The sequence below is a fragment of the Helicobacter sp. UBA3407 genome (genome assembly GCF_949747025.1).
Taxonomy (GTDB): Bacteria; Campylobacterota; Campylobacteria; order Campylobacterales; family Helicobacteraceae; genus Helicobacter_D; species Helicobacter_D ganmani.
Genome location: NZ_CATKCB010000091.1, coordinates 1 through 6,329 on the forward strand (window position 1 = coordinate 1; position 6,329 = coordinate 6,329).

Consider the following 6,329-nt stretch of genomic DNA (forward strand, 5'->3'; position numbering starts at 1 on the left):
ACAAAAAAATAAAAGTAAAGCTCAAAATCTGTAAGACAACCAATCGCATAAAACTCCTTCTTTTTGCAAAATGAAAGTTTCTATTATAGCATATTTGCCTTGATAGAATATTGACAATCAAGGTTTTACAAAGTATAATTACGCTTCTTTTATTTAGTCGGGGCGTAGCGCAGTCTGGTTAGCGCACTTGGTTTGGGACCAAGGGGTCGAAGGTTCGAATCCTTTCGCCCCGACCATTTTCTATTTGTATCAATGGTGGGCGTAGCTCAGTCGGTTAGAGCATCAGATTGTGGTCCTGAGGGTCGTGGGTTCGATTCCCATCGCCCACCCCATTGAAAACCTTTTATTATTTTAGAATCTCATTCTTTTTCTTTCATTATCTTGCTGTTATCCAAAAAGTTAGATAAATTTAGTATAATATTTATAATATTTATTTTCTCAAAAAGGTTCATCAATGAAAACAATATGGCTTCCTCTTTTATGTATCTTAGCATTAAGTGGTTGTGTTACAACAACAATGCAAACAAAAGCGACAATGTCGCAAAGCATTTTTATAGACCCTGTTGCAAAATCCAAACAAACGATTTTTGTTGCACTGCGCAATACAAGCGGACAAGAAATTAATTTGGAATCTAAAATTTTACAAAAACTACAAAACAAAGGCTATATTGTCGTAGATGACCCCGAACTTGCCAATTTCATCTTGCAAGCCAATGTGCTTTATTGTGATATTAAGCAAGAAAACAATGCGGTAGGTGCGGGTGTCTTAGGCGGTGCTGTGGGTGCTGGCGTGGGTGGATATAATCACAACTCCGCTACTGGAACGGTGGTTGGAGGATTGGCAGGTGCAGCTGCTGGTGCAATTCTAGGAAAACTCACAGAAGATACGATTTTCCAAATGCAAGTCGATATTAATGTGCGCCAAAGGATTGAAGGTGGCACTATTAATTATAATGCAACAGATAGCGGACAAGCTAGCGTGCGAGATGGACGACGAGCGGGCTTACTCAATAGCTTTGGAGGAAATGTCGCTAGCACGCAAGGTGGTGGCAAACTCAATGCCAATCAAGTCCAATATAGCGGACAAACTTATACTGGCAATTACTCTGAAAAATCCACCACACTTTTTGCGGAAGCAACGAAGCTAAATCTCACATTACAAGAAGCGATTCCTGTTTTAGAGGACAAAATTTCTACGCAAATTTCAGGAATTTTCTAGAGAAAATTTGAAGCGGTTAAGATTCTACAATTCCCCAAAAAGCCTTGTAGTGTTTTGGTTGATTTGATTTGCCAACATTTCTTTGGGTAGGTTTAGAATCTCGCTCATTTTTTCTAATACCAAAGGCACAAAGCTTGGCTCATTACGCTCTCCTCTGTGAGGGTGAGGCGTGAGATAGGGCGCGTCTGTCTCAAGCAAAAGCGAATCAAGCGGAATCCTAGGTAATACTTCTACAAGTTTTCTTGCATTTTTAAAGGTTAAAACCCCCCCGATTCCATAATAAAAGTTAAATTTTGCCAAAGAGAGCAGCTGAAAATCCGCATTAAAACAATGCAGGATTCCACCTTTAAGTTTAGGAGCGTAAGTTTGCAAAATCTCCAAACTATCCAACGAAGCGTCTCTAATATGCACAATCAAAGGTTTTTGAGATTCTATGGCGAGATGGATTTGCGCAATAAAAACTTCTTTTTGCTTTTGTTTTACCTCTGCTTCAGATTCCACACAAAAATCCGCAAGATTATCCTCTATCCTATAATAATCTAGCCCACATTCTCCTACCGCCACACATTTAGAATCGCTTAAGAATTTTTTAATGTAACCTTCATCATATAAATGCGCCAAATCTGGATGCACACCGCTTGCAAAATAAACTTCTGCATAAGTATGCGCCAATTCTTGCGCCCTCCTTAAGTCTCTAGGGTCAGCGGCAGGGATAATAAAACGTGTGATTCCAACCTTTTTGGCACGCTCTATCATCAAAGGAAAATCCTCTATAAATCGCTTATCGTCTAAATGGCAATGCGTATCACAAAGCTGCATATTGCTCCTTTTATGCTACAATTTGCAAATTTTAATGCAATTTTACTTAAAGGTTGGAAATGTTTACAGGACTTGTGCGTGAGTTTGGCAAAGTCAAATCCTTGCAAAACGCAACATTGACTTTGCTTGCAAAACATAAACCTCAAATCGGAGATTCTATCGCAGTCAATGGGGTTTGTCTCACAACAATTCAAATCTTAGATAAGGGCTTTATGCTAGAGCTTAGTGAGGAAACACAACAACACATTGCGCTAGAGACTTATACAGATTGGGTGCATATTGAACCCGCTATGCGCCTAAGTGATAGGTTAGATGGACATCTTGTGCAAGGGCATATTGATGGAATTGGGGAAATTGCAAAAATAGAATCCAACAGAATCGGCACGGACTTTTTTATCCGCACGACTCCAGAGATTCTCGCACTCTGTGCGCCAAAGGGAAGTATTGCAGTCAATGGCATCAGTTTGACGATTAACGAAATCCTAGAAAATACTTTGCGCTTGACGATTATCCCACACACTTTGCATTCTACGCTTTTTAAAACCTACAAAGTCGGAATGCGTGTCAATATAGAAACCGATTGTCTTGCACGCCTCGTGCGACACTTTCTGCAATCACCACAAGAAAAGCCAAACCCAAAACTAAGTTGGGAAGCGGTAGATAGAATCTTGGGAAGCTACTAATGCCACCGCTACTCAATCAAAAAGCTGTCGCCCTTGCTTATGAGCAAAACAAACAACGCGCTCCAAAAGTTATAGCCAAAGGTGAGGGATTTCTTGCGCAAAGAATTATTGAAAAGGCAAAGGAATACGAAATCCCCTTATTTCAGAGCAAAGCACTTGTGGATTCGCTAATTAACTTAGAATTAGACGAGGAGATTCCACCCACACTTTATAAGGCAGTCGTAGAAGTCTTTATTTGGCTTTACAAAACCGAAAATAAAGCACAAATGAGCAATAAAAAGTGAGGATAAAGAAAACACTTAACGAGGCAATCTATAATATAAGCAATCAAAATATTTAGTGGCAAGATAAAATTATGGATTGCCACGAAAATTTTTTAAATTTTCTCGCAATAATGTAGTGGCAAACTTAGCTCTTGGGAGATTCAACAATTTTATTTTAAAATCCTTTTAGAATCTCATTTTGGAACACCTTTTGCTTTAACTCTCACAAAAGTTTAACAAAAGGCATAAAATGCAAGGTGGATATTATAGCTCTGTCGGCGGTATGGTTACACAAATTGACCGCTTAGATGTAATTGCAAACAACATCGCAAACGCAAATACAACCGGATTCAAGCGTGATGATGTTGTGATTGGAGATTTTTTAAGACTTTATGAACAAGCAAAGGACTTTTTGCCTATTGATGAGCAGACAAAAGACGCGGCAAAATTTTACAATCGCTCTTTGAATCGCGTGCCACAAATCGTAGAAGAATTTACTGACCGCTCACTTGGCGGAATGATGCAAACAGACAATACCTTTGATTTCGCACTTGGGCGAGAAAATGCGTATTTTATGATTGAAACACCCGAAGGAATTCGCTACACACGCGATGGTTCTTTTGTGTTAAACGAACAAGGCAGATTAGTCAATAAAGAAGGCTATCCCGTGCTTCCTCGCGAATATTTGGACGCTCCACAATATATTGAATTTATTGATGGATTCCAAGTAGAAGTGGATACCAATGGAAATGTTTATACGCGAGACTTAAACAATGAGGGAATTAGCGAAATGGCTTTGATGACAAATATCGGAATCGTAGCCTTTGAAAACCCAAAATATCTTAAAAAAGTAGGAGATAATCTCTACTCTTACCCAGAGGAGCGCAACAACGAGCGCGAAGCACTAGAACAAAGTGGCGCAGTGCGTCAAGGGTTTTTAGAAAAAAGCAATATTAATGTTGTCTATGAAATGACTGGATTAATTGAAACAAACCGCTTAGTGGAAGCCTATTCCAAAGTGTTAAAAACACATATGGACGAGCTAAACACAGAAGCCATTACAAAACTAGCAGCAAAAGCATAAAAGGATTCCAAATGATGAGAGCACTCTACACAGCAACAACAGGTATGTTAGGACAGCAATTATTTATTGATGTTACTTCAAACAATATTTCCAATGTCAATACCTTGGGCTATCGCAAGGAACGCGCTGAATTTGCGGATTTGTTCCACCAAGTGATTCAATACGCAGGTTCAAGCACTTCAGAGACTACTCTTAGCCCAACAGGAATTGAAGTGGGATTAGGTGTGCGCCCTACTTCGGTTCAAAAGCTATTTTCTCAAGGAAACTTCAAAGAAACAGAGCAAAACCTTGATATTGCAATCACGGGCAATGGATTCTTTCAAATTGAACTTCCTGATGGCACGATTGCCTATACGCGTGATGGAGCATTTAAACGTGATGATGAGGGTAATGTCGTCAATTCTCAAGGTTATTTGCTTGTGCCAAATATCACGATTCCAGATGACGCAAGAGAAATCAATATCGGAACAGACGGGACGGTAACCGTTGTGCAAGGCAACGCTACTGAAGTCAATCAGTTAGGACAGATTGAAACCGTGAATTTTATCAACCCCGCAGGCTTGCACGCGCTAGGCGATAATCTTTATCTCAACACCAACGCTTCAGGAGACCCAATCGTTGGCACTCCGGGACTTAATGGCTTCGGGCTGCTAAGACAGGGATTTGTAGAAACAAGCAATGTGAAGTTGGTAGAGGAGATGACAGACTTAATTGTCGGGCAAAGAGCCTATGAAGCCAATTCTAAGTCTATCCAAACAGCGGATTCTATGCTCCAAATTGTCAATCAACTTAAACGTAACTAACACGCTATTTAAGAGAGGGCATTCTATGCCTTTCTTTGCAAATCTCCCCTTTCTTGCAATTTTAAAGACTAGACTATTTATCCAAAAAATATTAAACTACGATTTTAATATTAGAATAAAGGGCTTAAAATGTCTAGCTTTTTCTCCTTTTTAGAACAGAATTTATCTAGTGTTTTATTTATCTTTATTTGCAATGCGATTCTTTTATTTTTTTGGAATTATTTTTCTTATTTTTACGATTCTATCCCTTGGTTTTTAGAAAAGCTCACCAAATCCCTCTTTAGCACAATCTTGCTAGAACTCCTTTGCTTACACCTCGCCTTTTTACTTTTCCCAAGCAATCTTGCGCGCACTCTTTTGTTATTACTTGTAGGTTTAAGTGCGATTGCACTTATCGTAGAGGGATTTTTGCTGTATTCTTATCGCAGTCTCATCACACCCTATGTTCTTGACGCAATCTTGCAAACAAACTTCAAAGAAGCAAGAGAGTTTTTCATTGCTTTTTTGAATCTCAAGATTTTCTTAATTGCCCTTGGATTCCTATTAGCTGGTTATGGTTATTTTAAGTTTTTCCCAACCCCACAAACAACCCTGTCTCCTAGATTGATTGGAATCTTTTTTGCGCTTTATGTGCTGCTTAGTGTGATTTTCATCGCAGATGTTGCCAATCGCTACTTCAAGCACAAGCCCGAACCTTTTGCGAAGCTCAACGAAAATTCCCTCACGCGACTTTTTTATAGTATTCGTCAGTATTATGGTAGCACGAGCTTCTATACAAGCTACAAACAACTTGTAAGCAATTATCAAGCCTTGCGTGAATCCTATCAAGGTAAAATCTCCAAAAGCTCCGATTCCCCACAGCATATTGTGCTAGTCATTGGGGAATCCACACAAAGAAATTTCCTTGAAGTTTATGGTTATGAGCTTCCCAATACCCCTTTTTTAAGGAGCTTTGCAAATAATGAGGGGGGGGGCAACTAGCGTTATTTAGTGATACAATCGCATCTTTTGCGCAAACCAAACTCGCCTTACAACATTTGCTCAATTTCTCCAATGCTGGAGATAGTCAATGGAATCAATCCTTAGACCTTATCAATCTTTTTTCGCTTGCAGGATACAAAACTGCTGTTTTTTCCAATCAAGAAGTTGTCGGCTCAGAAGTCAATGCCTTTTCCTCTATCGCATCTCTTGCGGATTATAAAGCAAACTTAAACAAGTTCATCACAAGCTCCCGCATTGCAGAAAGTCAAATTACATACGATGGATTCCTTTTGCCTTTTATTCAATCTGCACTAGAGCAAAATCCTACCGAATCTCGCCTAGACATTATTCATTTAATGGGGACACATTTTAACTACGATAAACGTTACCCCAAAGAATTTGCGAAGTTTAATGCAAACGATATTCATTATCCAAGTTTTGCCGATAAGAAACAAAAGGAAATCATCGCTACTTATG

General features: G+C 39.2%; 8 protein-coding genes and 2 tRNA genes. 9 read left to right on the forward strand and 1 reads right to left on the reverse strand.

The features are described 5' to 3' along the window. Positions 1-158 precede the first annotated feature (158 nt). The 3 genes from Q1553_RS02200 to Q1553_RS02210 all read left to right on the forward strand — a co-directional run bounded on the left by Q1553_RS02200 (position 159) and on the right by Q1553_RS02210 (position 1,219). Positions 159-236, forward strand: a tRNA-Pro gene (locus Q1553_RS02200). Between the two features lie 19 nt (positions 237-255). Further along, a tRNA-His gene (locus Q1553_RS02205) sits at positions 256-332 on the forward strand. Positions 333-454: 122 nt separating this feature from the next. Continuing rightward, positions 455-1,219: a complement resistance protein TraT gene (locus Q1553_RS02210; RefSeq protein WP_115551313.1), complete on the forward strand. Its 765-nt coding sequence runs from the start codon at positions 455-457 to the stop codon at positions 1,217-1,219. Positions 1,220-1,243: 24 nt separating this feature from the next. Here the strand turns inward: Q1553_RS02210 and Q1553_RS02215 are convergent, their stop codons facing one another. Next, positions 1,244-2,038 carry a TatD family hydrolase gene (locus tag Q1553_RS02215; RefSeq protein WP_298495956.1) on the reverse strand — a complete coding sequence of 265 codons (795 nt, stop codon included), beginning with the start codon at positions 2,036-2,038 and terminating at the stop codon, positions 1,244-1,246. Between the two features lie 59 nt (positions 2,039-2,097). Here Q1553_RS02215 and ribE point away from each other — a divergent pair, with 59 nt between their 5' ends. The 6 genes from ribE to Q1553_RS02245 all read left to right on the forward strand — a co-directional run. Continuing rightward, positions 2,098-2,721 carry a riboflavin synthase gene (gene ribE / locus Q1553_RS02220; protein WP_297599770.1) on the forward strand — a complete coding sequence of 208 codons (624 nt, stop codon included), beginning with the start codon at positions 2,098-2,100 and terminating at the stop codon, positions 2,719-2,721. Further along, positions 2,721-3,005, forward strand: coding sequence for an EscU/YscU/HrcU family type III secretion system export apparatus switch protein (locus tag Q1553_RS02225; RefSeq protein WP_115551316.1), 285 nt, complete (start codon positions 2,721-2,723; stop codon positions 3,003-3,005). Before ribE ends, Q1553_RS02225 begins: the two co-directional genes overlap by 1 nt. Positions 3,006-3,234: 229 nt before the next feature. After that, entirely contained in the window at positions 3,235-4,068 is an 834-nt protein-coding gene (locus Q1553_RS02230) for a flagellar hook-basal body protein (RefSeq protein WP_297571089.1), read from the forward strand. A gap of 11 nt (positions 4,069-4,079) precedes the next feature. Next, the gene (gene flgG, locus Q1553_RS02235) at positions 4,080-4,871 is read left to right on the forward strand and encodes a flagellar basal-body rod protein FlgG (protein WP_297599765.1); all 792 of its coding nucleotides are present in this window, start codon (positions 4,080-4,082) and stop codon (positions 4,869-4,871) included. Positions 4,872-5,000: 129 nt separating this feature from the next. Beyond that, complete coding sequence (locus tag Q1553_RS02240; protein WP_297599762.1) at positions 5,001-5,852, forward strand: hypothetical protein; 852 nt, start codon at positions 5,001-5,003, stop codon at positions 5,850-5,852. A 56-nt stretch (positions 5,853-5,908) separates the two neighbouring features. Further along, on the forward strand, positions 5,909-6,329 hold a 421-nt coding region (locus Q1553_RS02245; RefSeq protein ID WP_300842722.1), incomplete at its 3' end, for a sulfatase-like hydrolase/transferase.